A 19,570-nucleotide genomic window follows, 5' to 3' on the forward strand; every position below is an offset into this window, starting at 1 on the left:
TACGCAGTGTGCCGGCGGTCGAGCGGGATCGCCGGCTTCCCGTCGTTGCCGACACGATCGTCGGCAAGCGGCCGCTCGCCACGACGGCCCGCATAAATCAGAGTTCTACGATATCTACACGCGTTCGCCGTCGATAGCATGCGGGTGTGGTGCTTCATTGATTCGACGGAAGCCGGGCGATGCGGAGATTGACGTTTCGCATAGCCGGTTCACGCGAGCGGAAGCATATCCCGTCAACATTTTTCCGTGCGGCGGCGTCGTTCCGTGAGGGGACCACTTCATCTGTCGAAGCTGGACGGATGAGGCGGCGCGCCGGTGCGCAAATTCGAGCGCCAAGAAATGAACATGTATCGCCTGTTTGCAGGGTGCCTGATTGCGGTGTCGTTCGCGGCGCCGGGCGACGCGAGCGCGGAATGCTGGTTCATCAACGGCAAGAGCGAACTGATCGCCAATTTTCCGTTGAAGGACGAGTATTACGTGGCGCCGGGCACCCCCGTCGGCACCGTGCTCGACGACGTGAGCATTTCGCCCGATACCGTTGCGTACGCGCGGTGCAGGTTGCCGGAGTCGCCGATCCGGAACGTTTATGGCGGGGTGCCGGTCGGCAACACCGGTGCATTCACAACCGGCGTGCCGGGCATCGGGTTGATCTTTTACGAGACCGATCCGCCCGACAGCTTCGGCCACCGCTTCGTGCACTACTGGGGCGACGGCATCGGCCCCTGGCGTCCGGGAGACTGGGGATGGTGGGGCTGGGTGTCGAGCACACCGCGGCTGGGCTCGAGGCTCGGCGTGATGCTCGTCGTGACGGGGCCGGTGGGTGTCGGCAGCGTCGCGGGCGGCTCCGTGTATGCGCGGATGACGATCTCCGGTCTTCCCGTTGGGACATTGAGGACCGGCGGCTTCAGGATTACGACGCCGGCCTGTTCCGTGCCGAACGTCAGCGTCGTTATGGGCGAAGTGTCAGCGAGCCGCTTCAGAGGCGTGGGCACGACTGCCGGCGACACGCCGTTCGACCTGCGTTTGAACGCATGTCCGGCCGGCCGCACGGCAATCTATTACCGGCTCGATCCGACCACGAGCGTCGTGCCCGGCACGGGAGAGTCGGTTGCCGCGTTGACCGGGAGCCGGCCAGCGACGGGCATCGGGCTGCAACTGCTCGACGCACTCGGCAAGCCGCTTGTGTACGGATCGACGATGCAAGTGGCCGGGTATGCCGGCAGCGCGGGCGATTACAGCGTGCCGCTTCGCGCTCGCTACTACCAGACCGACGCTTCGGTAACTGCCGGTAACGCTAACGCGGCAGTTACCGTCACGATCAGCTATGACTAGCGGTCCGCTGTTTTCAAATCGGATGCCGGTTCAAATCAAGGTAATGGCGCGGTTCTGATTCGAATTCAATTGGCGCTTTGGAGCGAAATACGGGGGAAATGCCCTCGACATTTTCGACGTGGGTCGCGGTGCACACGATGTTCGCCGCGGTGCCGAGTCGTGAGCGAATGGAATGGATTCGAACCAATTTTTGGAAAGACGAGTTTTCGGACAAATCAATTGCGCGTTCATGGAGGGTTCTGCGCTGGAGTGGTGAATAGCGGTATCTCGTATAAATATTGGTAATACGTCAAATCAGCATTCTCAACAACGGAGTAAAAGCAAATGAAAAATATCGCATTCGCGATGTCGCTGTTCGGCCTGGCATGCGCGGCGGCAAATACCGCTCATGCGGCCGACGGCACCGTCAATTTCACGGGCTCGATCGTCGCGTCGACGTGCCAGATCGAACCGGGGACGAACAATCAGGTCGTCAACCTGCCGAGGGTGTCCACCAGCCAGCTTGGGTCCGTGGGCGCCACCGTCGGCCGTACACCGTTCGTATTCCTGGTGTCGGGATGCGAGATGAACGCGGAAGGCGGTGACACCTCCGCACCGGCGAAGAAGGTATCGGTCGCGTTCGAGCCCGGCCCCAACGTCGACCTGTCAACCGGCCGTCTGAACCTGACCGGCGCCGATGCGGCCGGCGGCGTGCAAATCCAGATCCTCAACGACAAGTATGAGCCGATCCTTGTCGGCGCCCCGGCCTCGGAGCAGCGTACGCAAACCGTCAATGTCAATACGGACTCGGGTAGGGCAGCGCTCGTGTTCTCTGCGCAGTACATCGCGACGAGCGCTACTGTAACCGGCGGTTCCGCAAACTCGTACGTCACGTATTCGCTCGTCTATCCCTGATCGCACGATGAGCTGACCCCCGGCGCCGGCGGTCGCAAGGCGTACCGGCGCCGGGGTGTCATTCGGTGCGGTGGAGGTGGTCTTGTCTATTCGCACTGCAGAGGAACTGTCAGGAGGAAAAGGGAAATGAATCGTCCATATGCCATCGTCGTGGTCCTGATGTCGCTGCTGTTCTGCATGAATGCACAGGCCAGCGTGACGTTATCCGGCACCCGCGTCGTGTTCCCGGCCGCCGACAAGGAAGTCACGGTTCAGCTCACCAACGACGGCAAGCAGCCTGCGCTAGTTCAGGCCTGGATCGACAAGGGGAACCAGCGCACGTCCCCGGATGCGATCGACGTGCCGTTCGTGATCACGCCGACGATTTTTCGTGTCGAGCCGGGCAAGGGGCAGACGTTGCGGATCTTGTATACCGGCGAGCCTCTGCCGGAGAACAAGGAGTCGCTGTTCTGGTTGAACGTGCTCGATGTGCCGCCCAAGGTTAGCGGCAAGGACGACGTCAACCGCCTGCAGTTCGCGTTTCGCACCCGCATCAAGCTGATGTACCGGCCCGCCGGCCTGGCCGGAACGGCAGGCGACGCGCCCGCCCAACTGAAATGGGCACTCGGCACCGACGATGGACATCGTCCGGTGTTGAAGGCGACGAATCCGAGCGCCTACGTCGTCAATCTCGCCGGCGTCGAATTGAAATCAGGCGGGAAAACCTACGCGGCGGAGCTCGGTTATGTCGGTGCCGGCGAAACGGCTTCCTTCGCGCTGACCGGTGCCAACGGTGCCGCACTCGCGGGTGGGACCGTCCACTACAGCAGCGTGGACGACTGGGGGACGGCCCATGCGCACGAGGCGACGATCACGAAGTGATTCGGCGGTGCGTTGGAAGGTCCCAAGCGGCCGATGAGCGGAACACGAACGGGACGGTGGCGACTTCGCCATCGATGGGAGGAGAAAGCACGATGGAGAAAAAATACAGTGGCCCGCACGCGGAGATTGCGCCACGGCTCAAGCCGATATGTGCGCTGGTTTTCTCGATCGTCGCCAGCTGGCAAACGGACGCACTTGCGGTAGCGGATGAACACGCCCGGCCGCAGCAGATTGCGCAGATGGAGTTCGCGCAAGTCGAATTCGAGGGTGGATTTCTCAATAACGGCGCCGGTTCGATCGACGTGTCGCGCTATTCGCGCGGCAACGTGGTGCGCGCCGGCACCTACAGTCCAGACGTCTACGTCAGCGGCCGCTGGGCCGGGCGATTCGAGGTGCCGTTCAAGAGCGTAGCGGACAGTCCCGACGCGCAGCCTTGCTTCGACAAGGCGCTGCTGGAGCGCATCGGTGTCGAGCTGACCGCGCTGTCGCAGGAAATCCGCACGCTGCTTGAACAACAGGGTGGTTGCGTGCGCATCGGTCAGGCGATTCCGGAAGCCACCGTCGGCTTCGACTTCAACGATCTCCGGCTCGATCTCGGCATTCCGCAGGTATCGCTGAGCCGCACCGCGCGCGGCTACGTGAGCCCCGACCGATGGAGCGCGGGCGTGCCCGTCGCGATGCTCGGCTACAACGCGAACGTCTACCACGCGCAGGCGAGCGGCGCGCACGGCAGCACGCAAGGCTATGTCGGTGTCGATAGCGGATTCAACGTTCAGCGCTGGCATTTCCGGCACAGCGGGTCGTTCAACTGGGACGACCGCGGCCGCCGGCGCTACCAGAACGTCGCGACCTACGTGCAACGCGATCTGGCGTCGTGGTCGTCGCAGTTCGTGGCCGGCGATACGTATACGTCGGGCGATCTGTTCGACTCGACGTCGTTTCGCGGCGTGAGGATCAGCAGCGACGACCGGATGCTGCCGGACTCGCAGCGCGGCTACGCGCCGGTCGTGCGCGGCGTCGCGAACACCAACGCGAAGGTGACGATTTCGCAGAACGGCGTGAAGCTGTACGAGACGACGGTCGCGCCGGGCGGGTTCGTGATCGACGACCTCTATCCGACCGGCTATGGCGGCGACCTGAACGTCGTCGTCACGGAGGCGGACGGCTCCACGCACACCTTCTCCGTCCCGTATGCAGCCGTGCCGATGTCGTTGCGCCCCGGCCAGAATCGCTACAGCTTCACGGCGGGCGCTGTGCGCAACCTGTCGAACACGACGCCGTTGTTCACGCAGGCGACCTGGCAGCACGGTTTCACGAATATGCTGACCGGCTATGGCGGCGCGACGGCCGCGCAAGGCTACCTGGCGGCGATGGTCGGTGCGGTGCTGAACACCGGGTGGGGCGCAATCGGCGTCGACGTCGCGCATGCGACGACGAGGGTGCAGAACGACCGCACGTATTCGGGGCAGAGCTTTCGCGTCAGCTACGCGAAGACCGTCGCGGCCACCGGCACCAACGTCGCGATTGCCGCGTATCACTATTCGACGAACGGCTATTTCGGTCTGAACGATGCCATGACTGCGCGCGACCGCTCGGTGTCCGGCGGACCCTTGCGCCAGGTGTACCGGCAACGCAACCGCGCGTCGCTGGTGGCGAGTCAGCAGCTCGGCGACAAGGGCGGCAGCCTCAGCGTGACGGCGTCGACGTCGACCTACTGGAATCGCGCTGGCTCGGATGTCGATTTCACGGTCGGCTACAGCAACGCGTTTCGCAGCGTGGCGTACAACGTGTCGGCGACGCGTCAGCGCGACGCGTGGGGGCAGGCCAGCACGCTGGTCTATCTGGGGCTGTCGATTCCGCTCGGCAGCACGCGGCCGGCAACGCTGTCGACCAGTTTCAATCACGATACGCGCGGCTCGACGCAGATCGCGACGAGCCTGAGCGGTTCGGCCGGTGTCGACAGCAACGTGTCGTATGGCGTGAACGTGAACCGCAGCAGCGGGCCGGGCGGGGCGCAGACCAGCGGCGGCGCCAACGTGTCGTATCGCGGGGCACGGGCGGAGCTCAGCGCAAGCGTCGGCGCGAGCGCCGATTATCAGCAGTACTCGATCGGCGCGCGCGGTGCAGTCGTCGCGCACCGCGGCGGCGTCACGCTGTCGCAACCGCTGTCAGAGACTTTCGCGATCGTCGAGGCGAAGCATGCCGAAGGTGCGCGCGTCACGAATGCGTCGGGCGTGCGCGTCGATGCGAACGGCTATGCGATCGTGCCGTACCTGACGCCGTTCTCGATGAACGACGTGTCGCTGGACCCGAAGGGGCTGTCGACGGACGTCGAACTGAAGGAGACCAGCCAGCGCGTCGCACCGCTTGCGGGCGCCGTCCCGCTGCTGGTGTTCAAGACGGACTACGGGCGCTCGGCGGTGATTCGCCTGCGGCAGGCGGACGGATCGCCGGTGCCGTTCGGTGCTGTGGTGACCGATCAGGCCGGCAAGGACATCGGCGTGGTCGGGCAGGCCGGCAAGCTGCTGGCGCGCGGTCTCGCGGAGCAGGGCGAACTGAACGTCGGGTGGGAAAGCGACGCCGGGCGCTCGGGCTGCCGGCTGTCGTATGCGTTGCCGGCGAACCCGCGCGGCGCCGGCCAGCGGGCGCTGCGGAGTCTCGATTTGCCTTGTGTGGCGGCTGGCGCGGAGCAGTACGCGCCGACGGAGGCGCAGCCGGCTGCGTGAATCGGTGTGAAGCGGCGTCGCGTGCCACTGGTTGGCGTGGCGGCTGCATCGGACGCCGGAGTGCACGACCTTCACGCATTGCGCCATTGTCGACACGGCCTGACGACGGCGTCCGATCGTCACGGCGAGGCGCATGAATCGCAGTTCTCCGATTTTCATGCATGACTCGCGCCGATAGGCTGTGCAGATGTTGTTCTGTCGGCTCGATCGAAGTCGGAGCGATGCGGAAATTGACGTTTCGCATAACCGGTTCAGTCCAACGAATGCATAGCCCGCCAACATTTCGTCGTGGGCAGCGCCGTTCCATCATCGGAACACCTCATTGATCGATCGCAGATGGACCGATGAAGCGGCGCGTGCCTGTTCGCGTCAATCGGAGCGCCGAAAAATGAACATGTATCGCCTGTTCGCAGGCTGCCTGATGGCGGTGTCGTTTGCGACGCCGGACGGTGCACACGCGGCCTGCCAATTCATCAACAACAAGACCGAACTGCTCGCCAATTTCGCGTTGAAGTCGGAATACCAGGTGGCGCCCGGCACGGCCGTCGGCACCGTGCTGGACGACGTAAGCATTCCGGTCGATGCCGTTGCGTTCGCGAAATGCACTGCGCCCGGCCAATCGAATCGAAGCGTTTACGGCGGAACCAAGGTCGGCAGCAGTGTGACGCCCTATACGTTCGCAACCGGCGTGCCGGGCATCGGACTGGCCTTTTACGACATGGCCGACGGCGTCGTTCCGGCCTCCTTCGGCGGTTCTTCCACGAGGTACTGGGGTGCGGGCGACGGCGACGCATACGCCGGAAACTGGGGATGGTGGGGCTGGGTGGGCATGCCGTTACCGGGCGCGCGGCTCGGCGTGAAGGTCATCGTGACCGGGCCGGTGGGTGCGGGCGACGCCCCTGCCGGTTCCCTGTCGGCGCAGATGAAGCTCGATGGGCTTTCGGTTGCGACGTTGACGACCACCGGCTTCAGGGTCACGACGCCGGCCTGTGCGGTGCCGGACTTGAGCGTGGATATGGGCCAGATGGTGACGAACCAGTTTACCGGCGCGGGGTCGTCGGCCGGCGACACGCCGTTCGATTTGCGGTTGAATGCGTGTCCCGCCGGTCGCACGGGCATCTATTACCGGTTCGATCCGACGACGCAGGTCGTGCCGGGCACGGGCGATTCGGTCGCCACGTTGAACGGGGCATCGAGCGCGACCGGAATCGGGCTGCAACTGCTCGACGCAAGCGGCAAACCGGTTGCGTTTGGAACGACGGCGAAAGTTACCGGGTATGCCGGCGCGGCCGGCGATTACAGCGTGCCGCTGCGCGCCCGTTTCTATCAGACCGCCGCTGCGGTAACGGCCGGCAGTGCCAACGCATCGATTACCGTCACGATGAGTTATGACTAGCGGTTAGTGCGTCGTTCGCGCGTTCGCGGTGTGGCGTTCGAAAATCAGAAGCTCCGATCGTTCATGGCGAGCGGCGGGCGCCCGACGGTGATTCGCGTGCGGAGGGCGGTTGGCTCGCCGGCTGCCGTCCTCGCCTCGTCGAGGCGATTCGACGAGGCGTGCTGCTCGTGTGCCGCTGCCCGCTGCTTGTGGCCTGCTCCTGGCCGCCGCCCGCCTCCTATCATCCGCCATCTGCCACCAACTCGCCGCGCCAGCCATCTAGCAACTGGCAACCGCCAGCAGGCAACCAGCAACCAGCTACGGCTAAACCGCTGACTGCCGACCGCCGACCCAACCGGCAACTGGCAACCGGCAACCGGCAACCGGCAACCGGCAACCGGCAACCGCCCGCCACCACTCGCCCCCCCAGGCACACGCCTTGCTGTCCGACACCCCGACGACGGCAGGCGCGCATGCAGCAGCGCCTGCCGCGCGTTTTCACGCCACACGGGTAGCGCTCGGCACGCTCAACGGCCGCGGCTCCGCGGCGCTATCTCGACCTAATCGAACGGGAGAACGCATGACGATGATCATCACGCGCGACCGCCTGCCCGCGTCGTGCAGGTTTTGCCACCGGGCGTGTCATTGCGCGCATCGCGCGCCCACCGGAGCTGTCGTCGCATGACCACGATCGGCTGCCCTACGTGCGGGACGCTCGACCATATCCCGCCGATCGAAGCACACGCGCTGGCGCGCTGCAGACGCTGCCATGCGACGCTCGAACGCCGCCGCGGCCGCAGTGTTGAGGCCGCGCTCGCCTGCACGACGGCGACCTTCGTGCTGTTGTTTCCCGCCAACCTCGCACCGCTGATGACGGTCACGATGCTGGGCGCGTCGCATTCTTCGGTGCTCGCGTCGGGCATCGTGTCGATGTGGAACGACGGCTGGGTGATCCTGGCCGTGTTGCTCGGGATGTTCGGCATCGTGCTGCCGTTCGCGCGCTTCGGCGGCCTGATGCTGGTGCTGGCCGCGATTCGCTTCGGCTGGCGGTTCTCCGGTATCGGCGCGGTGTTCCGCTGGTCGCTCGCACTCGACGCTTGGGCAATGCCGGACGTGTACCTCGTCGGCTGCATCATCGGCTACGTGCGCGTCACGCACGGTCTCACCGGCTCGATGGGCGCAGGCGGCTATTGCCTGATCGCGGCCGGCCTGATGTCGATGCTCACGCGCGCGTCGCTCGACCGGCGCACCGTGTGGCGCGCCATCGAAGCCGATCGGCATCCGTCGCGCAGCGAGGCCGTGCTGTCGTGTGCCGGTTGCGACATGGTGCAGCCGTACGCGTGCGCCGGGCGTTCGTGTTCGCGCTGCGGGCTGACGCTGCGCGCGCGCCGGGTCGCGGCGCTTTCGCGCGCGAGCGCGCTGTCGCTGGCGGCGCTCGTGCTGACCGTGCCGGCCAACCTGTTGCCGATGACGACCTCGATCCAGCTCGGACGCGTGCACATGCACCGCATCGTCGACGGCGTCATGCAGCTCTTTCACGTCGGCCTGTGGCCGTTCGGCATCTTGACGTTCATCACGAGCATCGTGATCCCGGTCGCGAAGATCGTCGGCATGGGCTGGTTCGTCGCGTCCGTGCTGCGGCGATCGCGCCGGCATCTGCGCCTGAAGGTGCGCCTCTACCGCTGGATCGACGAGCTCGGCCGATGGTCGAACGTCGACGTCTTCACGATCGCGGCGTTCGTTCCGTTGATCCGCTTCGACGGCGTCGCGTCCGCGCAGCCGGCTACCGGGGCCACCGCATTCGCGCTCGTGGTGTTCCTGACCATGCTCGCGTCGCGCGCCTTCGATCCGCGCCTGATGTGGGACCGCCGCGACCGGAGGGTTCGATGAACCCGCCGCGCATCCGCCGCTCGCGCGCCGAGGTGCGGCACAGTCGTTGGCCGGGATTGATCTGGGCGGTGCCCGTCGCCACGCTGGCCGTGGTCGGATGGCTCGGGATACGGGCGCTTGCGCAGGGCGGGGAAAGCGTCACCGTGATGTTTTCCGACGCGCACGGAATGAAAGTCGACGATACCGACGTGACGCTGCGCGGCGTGAAGGTCGGCAAGGTCGCAGGCATCGCGTTGTCGCCCGACGGCCGGCATGTGGAGGTCGAGTTGAAGATCGATCGCGCGCAGCAGAAGTATCTGCTCAGCGGCACGCGCTTTTTCCTGCGCGGTGCGCAGCCGGACATGAGCGACCCGACCTCGCTGCGCGCGCTCGTCGTCGGGCCGGAAATCGTGATGGAGCCGGGCGCCGGCGCCCCGGCGCGGCACTTCGACGGCACCGAGCGCCGCCCGGCGCTCGCGCCCGAGCATGGGCCGGTGGTGCCGTACGTGATTCGGTTCGCCGGTGCGGCCGGCGAGCTGAAGGACGGCGCGCCGGTGAAACTGCGCGGCTTCCAGGTCGGCACGGTCACGCGCGTGCGGCTGAGTTACGACGCCGCCACCGGGCAGCTCGGCACGCCGGTGCAGATTGCGCTCGAACCGTCGGCGCTCGGCATCACCGGCGTGCGTCCGCCGGCCGACGGCAACTGGCGCCCCATCGTCGACGACATGCTCGAACGGCTCGTCGCCCGCGGGCTGCGCGCGCGGCTGGTGCAGGATCCGCCGCTCGTCGGCCCGCGCATGGTCAGCCTCGATTTCGTCGCCGGCGCTTCGGCGGCCGCGTTTTCCGGTGGCGCCAACCCGGCGGAGATTCCGAGCGTCGCGTCGGCCGACTTCGATGCGATCGCCGCGCGCGCCAACGCGATCGCCGGCAAGCTCGACGCGCTGCCGATCAAGGAGACCGGCGACGACGTGCGCGCGATCGCGGCGCGGCTCAATGCGCTGACCGCATCGCCGCAGATCCGCGACAGGCTCGCGCATCTCGACCGATCGGTCGCGCAGATCGACCGCACGCTGCAGCAGGTGTCGCCGCAGATCGGTCCGCTCGTCGCGCAGCTGCGCGACGCCGCGAACAGCGCCGACCAGGCCGCGGCCGCAGCCAGCCGGACGCTCGGCGACGCCACCACCACGCAGACCGGCGTGCCCGCGGTGCTGCGCGAACTTGCCGATACCGCCCGTTCGGTGCGTGCGCTGGCCGACTATCTCGACCGACATCCCGAAGCGCTCGTGCGCGGCAGAGCGAAGGAGAAGCCATGATCCGTCGATCGAAGCGTCGGGCCGGCGAGGCAGCGGCGCCGGCCCCGATGAAATGGGCGGTCGTTGCGCTGGCCGCCGTGCTCGCTGCCGTGCTCGCCGGATGTGGGCACAGCCCGCCGACGCGCTATGTGGCGTTGAGTGCGACGCCGGCTACATCGACCCGCGCGGACGAGCCCATCGAGCCGGTGCAACTGACTGCCGTCCACGTGCCGGCGGAGCTCGACCGTCCCGAGGTCGTCGTGCAGCGCTCGGCGAACCGTGTCTGGATCGACGAAGGCGCGCGCTGGGCCGGGCCGCTCGACCGGATGATGCGGCGCACGCTCGCGCAGGACCTGCTGACGCGCCTGCCGACGGGGGCCGTCGTCCTGCCGGATGCGCCGCGGCCGCCCGAGACGCGCACGCTCGTCGTCACGGTGCTGGACGTGCATGCGGACGACGGCGGCACGTTGACGTTGGAGGCCGCATGGACGGTGTTGGCGGGCCGGCCCGAGCGCGTGAGCGCGAGCCGCGAGACGACCTTGACCGCATCGTTGACGCTGCGCGGCGCGGCCGCGCAGGCCGCTGCGCTGAGCGCGATTCTGGGGCGCCTCGCGGACCAGATCGCGGCCGGGCTGCCGCCACGCTGAGCGGACGCGATCCGGCCGGCGTGGTGGCCACGACCATTGGTGGACGGGCCGACACCGATCGAGCGATCACATCGGCACCGGTGCCGCTCGCCGCGCAGCGACGATCGGCTTGCGCCGGCCGGGCAGCAGGGAACGCCCGCGCCAAATCCAGTGCGTGTCGATCGAGAGCGTTCCCCGTCTTGATCGTTACTGGCGTGGGAGGACTTTGCGGATCGACCTGTGTGATCGGCAGCGCTTGACGGAGGCGGTATCGAAGTACGGCGCCGCCAGCCAGCACATTCCGCCGGCGACACGAGCCTCACGATCGAACGCAGCCGGATCGACTGCGTTCGATCGCCGTGCCTGCCCACCGACGCGCCATTACGCCACGGCCGGGAAATCGAGCGTCGTATCGTTGACGCGATTGACCAGGTTCGTGAACGTGATCGACGCGATCGCCAGGCTGATCTCGATCAGCTGGCGCTCCGTGTAACCGGCGGCGCGCACGGCGTCGACGGCCGCCTCGGGCACCGTGCCGCGCGTGCCGACCAGCGTACGCACATAGGTCACCAGCGCGTCGCGCTTGGCGTCGCCGGTGGCCGCGCCGGCGCGCACCTGCTTCATGGCGTCGCCCGACAGTCCGGCCAGCTTGCCCATCAGCGTATGCGCGGCGACACAATAGTCACAGCCCACGTGTTCGCTGACCGCCAGCTTGATGACTTCGATGTCGGCCTTGCCGAGCGTGCCGGCAGCCACGGCAGCGTCGAACGCGAGCGCCGCGCCGAGGGCTTCGGGGCTGTGCGTGCCGATGGTGGCGTACGCATTGGGCACCTTGCCGACGGCCTTCTTGATCTTCGCGAACACTTCCGCTGCCGCGCCGGTGGCTTCTTCAGGGCGAATGGTGGTGAGACGGGACATGATCGACTCCTTCGTTCAGTTGAGTGGTTGAACTGCTTAGCCATGTCGTATGGCATGGGAGTCAGTGTAGGGATGCAGGGCGAGTTCTTTAATGCCATACTTGCGCAAATTCATGCTCAAACGTCTCATATGGACATGCTGGACCGATTGCTGTCGATGATGCCGGTCACCGGCCGGCTGGACGTACGGTGCCATTTCGGTTCGCCGTGGCGCATCGACCATCCCGAGTCGAACGAGCGGGAGCTTCCGTATCACATCCTGTTGCGCGGCGAGGCTGTCGTCGAAGGCGAGACGGGCGGCGCGGAAGAGCCGACGCTCCGAATGAAGGCCGGCGACATCGTGGTGTTCCCCTCCGGCAGTGCGCACCGGCTGCACGACGGCAGCGGCGACGCGCCGCGCGCGGTGCAGGAGCGGCACCGCAACGGCCTGACCATTACGACGAACGGCAGCGCCGACGCGAGCATCGACGTGCTGTGCGGGCGCTTCGTGCTGCCGGCCGTCCCGCAGCAGTTGCTGCGCGACCATCTGCCTCGGCGTCTGATCGTGAGCAGCGTCGCCGCCGGCGATGGACAGACGCGCGACGCCGCGTTTGCCGCCACGCGGCTTGCGCGAGTCATCGAATTGATGCGTGAGGAAGCGCTGGAGCAACGTGCCGGCAGCGCGGCGGTGGTCGATCATCTGTCCGGCGCGCTGTTCGCGTTGACGCTGCGCAGTGCGTCCGAGTCCGGTCACGCGCCGCGCGGGCTGCTCGCGCTGGCGCAACGCCATCGGTTGCAGCCGGCGCTCACTGCGATGTTCGACGAGCCGGAAAAGCCCTGGACGCTGGCGCAGCTGGCGGAGCGCTGCCACATGTCGCGCGCGACGTTCGCACGCCACTTCGACGAGGCGATCAGCCGCTCGGCGACCGATGTGCTGACGGAAATCCGCATGGCGCTTGCAGGGCGCAAGCTGGCGCAAACGACGATGTCCGTCGCGGAGATCGGCGAGACGGTCGGATATCGGTCGGAGGCTGCGTTCCAACGCGTGTTCAAACGGCAGGTGGGGATGACGCCGGCGAAGTGGCGCATGCAAGCGACGAGAATCGCGGCGCCGGAAGCGCGGGCATTCTGACGGATGGTGCGACCATCCGTAACGTGGGCGAGCTCGCTGGAAGCATCGAGTCAGGCGCTTGCTCGCAACGCTTGGAGGTCCTCCTTGATTCGATCGCGCAAACCTGCGGCATCGCAGTCGAGCGCGCGCGGCCAGTCGAAGTCGATGACGGCGGCCCTGCTCCGATCCGGCTCGGCAACAAGACCATCAGCAGATTCGCAAACTGCGTCACGTCCTCGCGATCGATACCGTACTGAATTACGGCGAAGTCCTGGTAAAGCTCAGTGCCATCATTGAAGTGCGCAATTGTATGGTCCATTCGGCAGGGCGAGTACCAGGCACATTGACGTGATGAACCGCCGCCAAACGCATCCGGCCACGACCGGACGATACCTATCGACTGCTTATGAGCATGCCACTCAACGTCGGCGCCTCAGTCGACGTCGTAGTTGAGATCGTGCCACCGCTGCGACGTGCCGCCTCCTGAACCCAGCTGACCGCGTGGAAAGCGCATGACGGCGATTGCATGGAGGGCGCGCTCGTCGCCGGCCGGGTCGCCACAACTTCGGCGGACCTTCAGGTCGCGCACCCGACCTTCGTCGTCGAGCCAGACGCGCACCAAGACCCTTCGGCGGCCTTTGCCGGTTTGCGGTGTTGCACGCGAAAGCATGCGGTCAAGAAGCGACATGTAATTCCTCTGCATTGATAGGGCCGGCCGGACTTGAGCCGGCGGCCAGTCGACCGAGAGTCGACTGATCCAACGGGCCGTGGTACGGGCTTGAACGACGCGATCGGTGTGGGATTTTCGGATCCCGATGTATAGCTGAACAGCGTACACGTACGATCGGCACTCCCGGGAGGTATTTGGCGTCGGGAATCAAAACCGGTTGCGATTTTCCGCGCTCGTTCGTCGGTACGAACAAGGTGCATCGACGATGCCGCTCCCCCAAAGTGCCGACATCGGGTTCCTCAGTAACCGCGACGCGTATCGCTCGTGTTCGACGTAATCGCGCCATGCGCCGCCGCCTGTCCGGCGCCCAGACGAAAGGAAGAACGACCTTCCGGCCCAGGCCTGCCCCAGAGTTAAACGATTTGTGATCCCTCGCCGCCGCGAAATTCTGCACAATGACGGCATCGCGGCCGCGCGCTGCCCCGGCCGCCGCCGCCAACGCTCACGCGCCCGACACCCTTACCGACGCACTGCCGCGTTCACCATGGATCACGCCAAACGCATCCTGATCGTCGAAGACGACGCCGACATCGCCGACGTGTTGAGCCTGCATCTGCGCGACGAGCGCTACGAAGTCGTCCACAGCGCGGACGGCGCCGAAGGCCTGCGTCTGCTCGAGCAGGGAAACTGGGACGCGCTGATTCTCGATCTGATGCTGCCGGGCGTCGACGGCCTCGAAATCTGCCGGCGCGCCCGCGCGATGGCGCGCTACACGCCGATCATCATCACGAGCGCGCGCTCGAGCGAGGTGCACCGGATTCTCGGCCTCGAACTCGGCGCCGACGATTACCTCGCGAAGCCGTTCTCGGTGCTGGAGCTGGTCGCGCGCGTGAAGGCGCTGCTGCGGCGCGTCGACGCGCTCGCGCGCGACTCGCGCCTCGACGCCGGCACGCTCGACGTCGCCGGCCTGTCGATCGATCCGATCGCGCGCGAGGCGAGCGTCGACGGCACGCGCATCGACCTCACGCCGCGCGAATTCGACCTGCTGTACTTCTTCGCCCGGCATCCGGGCAAGGTGTTCTCGCGGATGGATCTGCTGAACGCCGTCTGGGGCTACCGGCACGAAGGCTACGAACATACGGTGAACACGCACATCAACCGGCTGCGCGCGAAGATCGAGGCCGATCCCGCCGAGCCCGTGCGGATCCTCACGGTGTGGGGGCGCGGCTACAAGCTGGCCGCACCGGGCCAGCGGGACGCGTGATGAAGCTGAATCTGACCCAGCGGCTGTCGTGCGTGTTCGCGGTGCTGCTGCTCGCGTGTTCGGGCGCGTCCGCGTGGCTGCAGATCCGCGCGAACGACATGCGCGAAAAGGAAGTCGTGCAGGCGCTGTCGCGCGATCTCGCCGCGCACATCGCCAGCAGCACGCCGCTGATGGACGCGAACGGCCTGCGCCCGGATGCCGTGCGCCGGCTGTTCGGTCAACTGATGGGCGTGAACCCGAGCGTCGAGGTCTACCTGCTCGACAACGCGGGGCACATCGAGGGCGACGACGCGCCGCCCGGGCACGTGAAGCGCACCCGCGTCGATCTCGCGCCGGTGCAGCGCTTCATCGCGGGCGAGCCGCTGCCGATCCTCGGCGACGATCCGCGCAGCATCGACGCGCGCAAGGTGTTCAGCGCCGCGCCGCTGCAGCGCGCCGGGCAGCCGCCGTCCGGCTACGTCTACGTGGTGCTGCTCGGCGAAGCGCACGACCGGCTGGCCGCGCGCGTCGACGCCGGCAACGTGCTGCGCACGACGCTGTGGTCGATGGCGGTCGTCGCGCTGCTCGGGCTGGTGGCCGGCCTGATCGCGTTCAGCTTCATCACGCGGCCGCTGCGCCGGCTGACCGACGCGATGCGCCGCTTCGACGCGAACGGCGCGCCCGACACGCAGCCGCCGCTGCCGCGCCCCGCGCCGGGACGCCGCGGCGACGACCTCGCGGTGCTCGAATCCGCGTTCGCCCAGATGGCCGACCGGATCGGCGAGCAGTGGCGCGCGCTGACGCGTCAGGACCAGCAGCGGCGCGAGCTGATCACGAACATCTCGCACGATCTGCGCACGCCGCTGACCTCGCTGCACGGCTATCTGGAAACGCTGTCGCTGAAGGCCGACACGCTCGCCGACTCTGAGCGCCGCCGCTACCTGTCGGTCGCGCTCGCGCAGAGCACCAAGGTCGGGCGGCTCGCGCAGGCGCTGTTCGAGCTGGCGCGGCTCGAGTCGGGCAGTGTGCAGGCCGAGCGCGAGCCGTTCTCGCTCGTCGATCTCGTGCAGGACGTCTTCCAGAAGTTCGAACTCGCGGCCCAGTCGCGCGGCATCGCGCTGCAGGCGCGCATCCCGCCGCGCGTGCCGGCCGTGTCGGCCGATCTCGCGATGATCGAGCGCGTGCTGACCAATCTGCTCGACAACGCATTGCGGCACACGCCGCAGCACGGCGCAATCGAAGTCGCGCTGACGCCGCGCGACGACCGCGTGGTGGTGACCGTGTCGGACACCGGCGAAGGGATCCCGCTGGCGCGCCGCGCAGGATTGTTCCAGCGACCGCAGCGGCCCGCCAGCGGCGGCATGGCGACGAACGGCGGCCTCGGCCTGCTGATCGTGCACCGGATGCTGGCGCTCAACGGCAGCGACATCCGGCTCGTCGACCGGGACGGGCGCGGCGCGGTGTTCGAGTTCGCGCTCGCGATCGCGCAGCCGGCGCCCGGCGACCCGCAGTGACCGTGCATGCGCGACCTGCGCCGGCGCGGCGCACGCGTCACGTCCCGCGCTTGCGCCGTACTTCGGTCGGCGTCGTGCCGGTCCAGCGCTTGAACGCGTGGCGGAACCCGACCGCGTCGCTGAAGCCGAGCGTCAGCGCGATGTCCTCGGTGCTGAGCGTGGTGGTGCTCAGGTAGTCGATCGCGAGCGCCTTACGCACGCTCGTCAGCAATTCGCTGTACGACGTGCCTTCGGCGTCGAGCTTGCGGCGCAGCGTGCGGGACGTCATGCACAGCGTGCCGGCGATCGCGACGATGTCCGGAAACTGCCCGGGCGTGCGCGTGAGCTCCTGGTAGACGCGCCGCGTGACGTCGGCCTGGCTGCGCAATTCGTCGAGCAGATGCGCGCAGTGCGACGACACCTGCGCGGCGGTGATCGGGTTCGCGAGCTGTGGCGCGCGGGCGAGCCACGCGGCCGGGTAGCTCAACACATGGTGCGGCTGGTCGAACGCGATCGGGCATTCGAGCGCCTCGGCGAGCAGCGCCGCGTGCGCGGGCCGCGGCTGCGCGAACTGCGCGCGTGCCGGCACGCACCACGCGCCCATCACGTCCTTGATGACCGTCACGTGCAGCGCGAACTGCATGTCGATCAGAAAGCGGTACAGCGGCAGATCGGGGCCGGCCAGCGCGGCTTCGTGCGGATCGGGAAACAGCCACGCCGCGGTGTCGCCCTGTTCGACCCAGCGGATCGTCAGCATCCCGTTCGCGAGCCGGTGATATTTGACGGCCGAATCGAACGCGCGCGCGAGCGACTCCGAGCACAGCATCGCGTAGCCGTACATCCCGTAGCTCGACGCATGCAGCCGGCGGCCGACGCGCACGCCGAGGTCGGCGCCGTCGTAGCGCTCGAGCGCGTTGCGCGCGGCGGTCAGGAACTGCAGCGGCGACGTGAGCGTGAACGGATCGGCGACGGCCTCCGGCGACAGGCCCGTGCCGGCGAGCACCGCCGACGAATCGAGCCCGAGTTCGCGCGCGACGTCGACGAGCACGGCGAGCTTCGCCGGCGAAAAGCGCTTGTCGCGCAACGCATGGGCGGGCAGGGTCTCGGGCAGCGCCGCCGCGCGGGCGGCCGTCGGGTTCAGGTGCGCGGTGCGCGGCATGGCTGGGTGTACGTCCGATTCGATACCGTTCCGGGTTGGCGATTCTGCCCCCGAACGCGCGGCCGCGCCATAGGGTTCACCCTGATCCTGCGCCTGCGTGCGCATCATGTCGCCACCCGGGCGGGCTGGTTTGCGGTTTACGGACTGGCGCGCCGGTGTGTCCGTTTCGATCATGTTTTCGGCCGCGCGAATCATTTTCAAAGCGGGCCGCGCGCGCGATATTCGTCGGTCAGGCGACGGCCCGCGCGCATCCGATGCGCGGGCCGCCGTGCGAACGGCGCCGCGTGGCGCCGTCCCCCGAGGAGCAGGACATGACGAAGAGACACTGGATCGGGTCGTATGGCTCGATCCCCGCCGAGATCGATCCCGATCGCTTTCCATCCGTAACCGCGCTGCTGGACGACGCGATGCACCGCTTCGCCGGCCATCCGGCGTTCCGCGCGTCCGACCGCACGCTGACCTACGCGGACGTCGACCGCCTGTCGGCCGCGCTCGCCGCGTACCTGCAGCAGGTCGCGCAGGTGCGCAACGGCGACCGCGTGGCCGTGATGCTGCCCAACGTGCTGGCGTTTCCGGTGGTGTTCGTCGCGCTCGCGCGGATCGGCGCGGTCCAGGTCAACGTGAACCCGCTCTATACGCCGCACGAACTCGAACACCAGCTCAACGACGCGGGCGTCGAAGTGGCGGTCGTGTGCGGCGGGTCGATGGCCACGTTCGCCGACGTGGTCGGCAAGACGCGCGTGCGCGCGGTGCTGACCGTGGGCCGCGACGATCTCGGCGTCGTCGATGCGCCGGCCGGCGCATGCGCGGCGCTGCCGCCCGGCTCGCTCGCGCTCGCCGACGCGTTCGCGGCCGGCGCGGCGCTGCAACGCGCGCCGGTTGCGCTCGACGGCAGCGACCTCTTGCTGCTGCAATACACGGGCGGCACGACCGGCCTGTCGAAGGGCGCCGCGCTGTCGCACCGCAACCTGATCGCGAACGTCGAGCAATTCGCGGCGATCGTGCCGGCCGCGCGGCAGCCGGGCGAGGAGGTCGTCGTCACGGCGATTCCGCTGTACCACATCTTCGCGCTGACGGTGAACTTCCTGTCCTACTTCGCGATCGGCGCGCAGAACTGGCTCGTCGCCAATCCGCGCGACATGGACGGCCTGATCGACGTGCTGAAGGCCGCGCGGCCGTCGGTGTTCGTCGGCGTCAACACGCTGTATGCGGGGCTCGCGGGCCATCCGCGGCTGAAGGAAGTCGACTGGTCGCGGCTGAAGCTGTCGGCCGGCGGCGGCGCGGCCGTGATCGACGTGATCTCCGCGCGCTGGCAGGCGGTGACGGGCAATTTCATCCGCGAAGGCTACGGGCTGTCGGAAACGTCGCCGGTCGTCACGTTCAATCCGCAGTCGGTCGACCGGTTCACGGGCACGACCGGCCTGCCGCTGCCGTCGACCGACGTGAAGCTGCTCGACGACGAAAACCGCGAGGTCGCGATCGGCGGCGCGGGCGAGATCTGCGTGCGCGGGCCGCAGGTGATGGGCGGCTACTGGCAGAAGCCCGAAGCGAACGCGGCCGCGTTCACCGAGGACGGCTATTTCCGCACCGGCGACATCGGCGTGTTCGACGCGGCCGGCTTCCTGAAGATCGTCGACCGCAAGAAGGACATGATCATCGTGTCGGGCTTCAACGTGTATCCGAACGAAGTCGAAGCGGTGGTGACCGCGCTGCCGGGCGTGGCCGAATGCGCGTGTATCGGCGTGCCGGACGAGCGCACCGGCGAGGCGCCGAAGCTGTTCGTGGTGCTCGCGCCCGACGCGACCATCGGCGAGGCCGAGATCGTCGCGCATTGCCGCGCGAATCTCGCCGGCTACAAGGTGCCGAAGCAGATCCGCGTGGTCGAGCGGCTGCCGAAGTCGACGGTCGGCAAGATCCTGCGCCGGGAACTCAGCCACGCGCAGTGATGGTGCGCACGCGCCGCGCGGGCGACGACGCGCGGGCCGGCTCGCCGGCCGGCGCGGTCGTCCCGAAAGCCCCGAAA

General features: G+C 67.5%; 15 protein-coding genes. 12 read left to right on the forward strand and 3 right to left on the reverse strand.

Annotated elements, in window-relative coordinates; all coding sequences use genetic code 11:
* Positions 1 to 315 precede the first annotated feature (315 nt).
* The 8 genes from MBR110_RS29415 to MBR110_RS29450 all read left to right on the forward strand — a co-directional run bounded on the left by MBR110_RS29415 (position 316) and on the right by MBR110_RS29450 (position 10,996).
* Positions 316 to 1,332 (forward strand): fimbrial protein, encoded by a 1,017-nt coding sequence (locus MBR110_RS29415; RefSeq protein ID WP_051974448.1) that lies wholly within the window; start codon positions 316 to 318, stop codon positions 1,330 to 1,332.
* Positions 1,333 to 1,656: 324 nt separating this feature from the next.
* Complete coding sequence (locus MBR110_RS29420; protein WP_014725583.1) at positions 1,657 to 2,226, forward strand: fimbrial protein; 570 nt, start codon at positions 1,657 to 1,659, stop codon at positions 2,224 to 2,226.
* Between the two features lie 126 nt (positions 2,227 to 2,352).
* Positions 2,353 to 3,087 (forward strand): fimbrial biogenesis chaperone, encoded by a 735-nt coding sequence (locus MBR110_RS29425; RefSeq protein ID WP_014725584.1) that lies wholly within the window; start codon positions 2,353 to 2,355, stop codon positions 3,085 to 3,087.
* Positions 3,088 to 3,179: 92 nt separating this feature from the next.
* Positions 3,180 to 5,813: a fimbria/pilus outer membrane usher protein gene (locus MBR110_RS29430; protein WP_014725585.1), complete on the forward strand. Its 2,634-nt coding sequence runs from the start codon at positions 3,180 to 3,182 to the stop codon at positions 5,811 to 5,813.
* Positions 5,814 to 6,201: 388 nt separating this feature from the next.
* Positions 6,202 to 7,209: a fimbrial protein gene (locus tag MBR110_RS29435; RefSeq protein ID WP_014725587.1), complete on the forward strand. Its 1,008-nt coding sequence runs from the start codon at positions 6,202 to 6,204 to the stop codon at positions 7,207 to 7,209.
* Between the two features lie 660 nt (positions 7,210 to 7,869).
* On the forward strand, positions 7,870 to 9,078 hold the full coding sequence (locus tag MBR110_RS29440) for a paraquat-inducible protein A (RefSeq protein ID WP_014725588.1): 1,209 nt from the start codon (positions 7,870 to 7,872) through the stop codon (positions 9,076 to 9,078).
* A complete protein-coding gene (locus tag MBR110_RS29445) occupies positions 9,075 to 10,370 on the forward strand; it encodes an MlaD family protein (protein WP_181709612.1) in 1,296 nt (431 codons plus the stop codon). The genes MBR110_RS29440 and MBR110_RS29445 overlap by 4 nt, the downstream gene beginning before the upstream one ends.
* On the forward strand, positions 10,367 to 10,996 hold the full coding sequence (locus tag MBR110_RS29450; RefSeq protein ID WP_059561981.1) for a PqiC family protein: 630 nt from the start codon (positions 10,367 to 10,369) through the stop codon (positions 10,994 to 10,996). The genes MBR110_RS29445 and MBR110_RS29450 overlap by 4 nt, the downstream gene beginning before the upstream one ends.
* A 360-nt stretch (positions 10,997 to 11,356) precedes the next feature.
* On the opposite strand, the gene MBR110_RS29455 is transcribed toward MBR110_RS29450, so the two are convergent.
* Positions 11,357 to 11,893, reverse strand: a complete 537-nt coding sequence (locus MBR110_RS29455) for a carboxymuconolactone decarboxylase family protein (protein ID WP_014725591.1) — start codon at positions 11,891 to 11,893, stop codon at positions 11,357 to 11,359.
* Positions 11,894 to 11,965: 72 nt separating this feature from the next.
* Between MBR110_RS29455 and MBR110_RS29460 the strand changes: the two genes are divergently transcribed.
* Positions 11,966 to 13,003 carry an AraC family transcriptional regulator gene (locus tag MBR110_RS29460; protein WP_176315358.1) on the forward strand — a complete coding sequence of 346 codons (1,038 nt, stop codon included), beginning with the start codon at positions 11,966 to 11,968 and terminating at the stop codon, positions 13,001 to 13,003.
* Between the two features lie 412 nt (positions 13,004 to 13,415).
* Here the strand turns inward: MBR110_RS29460 and MBR110_RS29465 are convergent, their stop codons facing one another.
* A complete protein-coding gene (locus MBR110_RS29465) occupies positions 13,416 to 13,670 on the reverse strand; it encodes an energy transducer TonB family protein (RefSeq protein WP_034194387.1) in 255 nt (84 codons plus the stop codon).
* A 526-nt stretch (positions 13,671 to 14,196) separates the two neighbouring features.
* Here MBR110_RS29465 and MBR110_RS29470 point away from each other — a divergent pair.
* Together MBR110_RS29470 and MBR110_RS29475 are read left to right on the forward strand one after the other, a co-directional pair.
* Positions 14,197 to 14,916, forward strand: a complete 720-nt coding sequence (locus MBR110_RS29470; protein WP_014725594.1) for a response regulator transcription factor — start codon at positions 14,197 to 14,199, stop codon at positions 14,914 to 14,916.
* Positions 14,916 to 16,409 carry a sensor histidine kinase gene (locus tag MBR110_RS29475; protein ID WP_060082447.1) on the forward strand — a complete coding sequence of 498 codons (1,494 nt, stop codon included), beginning with the start codon at positions 14,916 to 14,918 and terminating at the stop codon, positions 16,407 to 16,409. The genes MBR110_RS29470 and MBR110_RS29475 overlap by 1 nt, the downstream gene beginning before the upstream one ends.
* A 37-nt stretch (positions 16,410 to 16,446) precedes the next feature.
* Here MBR110_RS29475 and MBR110_RS29480 read toward each other — a convergent pair whose 3' ends face one another.
* On the reverse strand, positions 16,447 to 17,547 hold the full coding sequence (locus tag MBR110_RS29480; RefSeq protein WP_046423182.1) for an AraC family transcriptional regulator: 1,101 nt from the start codon (positions 17,545 to 17,547) through the stop codon (positions 16,447 to 16,449).
* 311 nt (positions 17,548 to 17,858) lie between these two features.
* Between MBR110_RS29480 and MBR110_RS29485 the strand changes: the two genes are divergently transcribed.
* Positions 17,859 to 19,493: an AMP-binding protein gene (locus MBR110_RS29485; RefSeq protein WP_181709613.1), complete on the forward strand. Its 1,635-nt coding sequence runs from the start codon at positions 17,859 to 17,861 to the stop codon at positions 19,491 to 19,493.
* The last annotated feature ends 77 nt before the right edge of the window (positions 19,494 to 19,570 follow it).

Origin of the sequence: Burkholderia sp. MBR-1, assembly GCF_013822785.1 — a bacterium.
Taxonomy (GTDB): domain Bacteria; phylum Pseudomonadota; class Gammaproteobacteria; order Burkholderiales; family Burkholderiaceae; genus Burkholderia; species Burkholderia vietnamiensis.